The organism is Alkalibacterium psychrotolerans (assembly GCF_054784355.1).
Genome location: NZ_BAAGPH010000090.1, coordinates 1 through 2,399 on the forward strand (window position 1 = coordinate 1; position 2,399 = coordinate 2,399).

The window sequence follows — 2,399 nt, forward strand, 5'->3', positions numbered from 1 at the left end:
AAACCAACGGTTAGCTGAGAGAAAGAACAGAAAAGAAATAGCCGTGTAATTTTTAAAAAATAGTCATTTTGAAATTAGACGAGTGTTTCCTTTTTTAAAAAGTTAGTTATGAAATTGGTTCAATTATTAATAGTAACAACTATTAAAGTATTCATCTAGCAAGTTGATTTCTTTATCCGTTATGACTTTCCGTTTACCGATCACTTTAGAAATTTCTGGTATGATTATCTGATTTCTGGCAAAATCTCTTGTATTTAATTGATTGGATAATTGCTTCTGCATATTTTTGACATGACGATTTAGTTTTTTTATAAATATCATTTGTTTTATTTCATCGATTTCATGATCTGCTAATTTAACTGAATACATTAAATCCATAAATTCCTCTTTAAGGACCGGGTAGTGTATTACACGATCATCTTTGTATATTTTATCCATAACTTTCTGTAATGCAATATAAGTAACAGTACCAAAGCCCACTGCTCCAACAGTTGGACCAAAGAAAGGTAAAGAGGCTCCAATCATTGCTCCACCTACGCCACCTGTTTTTACTATTGTATTTTTCTTGAATTGATTCTTTGAAATTTTACCTGACGAATAATTCAAAGTATCCCATCCATACAAGACGATAGAGGTAACAACTACTGGGACGCCATTTACAATTGTTTTATTCAGACTTCCGTTTAATAGAGTATTGATTTGAGAATTGAGTGCAGCCTTTGTCAACTGAGCTGTTGTTGCATGCATGACGGTGCCGATAACTAGGTGTACAATACCAGTCTTAGCGGCAAGTTTAAAGGCTTCTTCCGTAGTTGCTTCAGACCATTTAGCATGGGCGAAAACAATTAGCACTGAGATACCTGCTGGTGATGTCGACTGGATCAATCCACTTTTCAAGTCATGCTTAATCGACGTAACGTTAAACGCCTGTATGATTAGTTGGGCCTGTTCATAAGTAGCATGTCCTTTTCTAATAATACGAAAGGCTTCGTTCGGATCTTTAACTCCTGGAATATCTCCACGTAAAATTTTTTCCCTCATAAATTCAATTGATTGAACATATTGATCTGCAGGTACTTCAAGTTGCATAGGACTACCATTTTTGCTAATATATCTGTACCCCGATTCATCAAAGGCTGCATTTACTGTAGCCCTGGAATTATTATAATACTTTGTTTGAACCTCAGTTCCATTAACAATTCTATCTGCACTATTTTTCGCATTATTTCCACCTATAACTTCTGCTTTATTAAATCTTAGTTTGTCTTCGACAGTATTATAAGCTTCTGCTGCGTATCCACTTCCACCTGTTGAATTTCTCACTTGACTGATTAGATTGCTGGCTTTAGATGAGAGAGCTAATCTCATACTGTTAGCAGCTACAACAGCCGTTGAAAGGCCATCTTTTAATCTACCAGATTTTACTGTCTCTTCAACCTCTTCACCCAATGAGCTAAAGTCAGTTCGAAACTTAGTTCTCTTTTTTAATGCAAACCATTCATCTGGATCGATGTGAATATAAGAGTTTTTTTTACTTTTATTAATTAAAGAATAAAGTTCTTCTAAGTAGTTGTCTTCTTTGTATAAATCACGTGTATAACCACAATCGATCAATTCTTGTAAAAACTGTTGCATATTCTTTGCATTGAGTGCCTTGTTTTCTTCAGATACAAATCCCTTTAAATTAAAATTTATATGCGATGTGTCGTAATATTAAATCACTAAGTTGGACAGATAATGCTTAACTTTCCATATACCTTTAAAGGAGACAAATAACTCCTGACCATTTTCCCTTTCATGTTTTTGCTTTTTTAAAAGCACACCGTCTGAAGTTAGCAACACACCATATTCCTTAAATTCCTCCAAAGCCTCACTTCGAACAGGCTCATAACCATAATAATCTACTCGTCTGTCTTCTGAAACAAAGCTTTTAAAGAACCCATGTGCTCTACCATAGGGTAGTTGTTCTCCGTTATAAGAGAATAACTTTGAGAAATTTGATAAAATCTTGCTGAGTTTGGCTAAATCGTAATTATGATGTTCAACTATATTGTTTTATAAAAGCAGCTTATTTTGATGCTGGGAGATTCATTCATTTGAATTGCATTTTTATACTGGAATTTACCTATAAATAGTTGCAACATTTTCTTTATTAAGCGTTATTATAGTCGCAGTGATTTGTTCAAAAAAAATACATCCCCCTATCCTATCCTTTTATAGGATTATTAGGACATACTGGAGAATGCATTTTGATTTTAATAAATTATAGTATTCCTGAACAATTCATACTTTTCGTTGAAACATGTGCCAACTGCCTAACGGCAGCTTAAATTTACTTTTTCATTTTCACCTGTTAAGTGATGAAAAAAGAACCCCATTCTGATATGGTAAAGGTGTCT

At 33.8% G+C, this 2,399-nt stretch carries 1 protein-coding gene; it reads right to left on the bottom strand.

Going from position 1 to position 2,399, the window contains the following annotated elements; translation table 11 throughout:
• Positions 1-126: 126 nt before the first annotated feature.
• Complete coding sequence (locus ACYVLS_RS09045; RefSeq protein ID WP_460323751.1) at positions 127-1,635, bottom strand: hypothetical protein; 1,509 nt, start codon at positions 1,633-1,635, stop codon at positions 127-129.
• Between the last annotated feature and the right edge of the window lie 764 nt (positions 1,636-2,399).

Excerpts from the sequence above, each read along its gene's own strand:
- ACYVLS_RS09045 (WP_460323751.1), bottom strand. The coding sequence starts at position 1,635 with ATGCAACAGTTTTTACAAGAATTGATCGATTGTGGTTATACACGTGAT.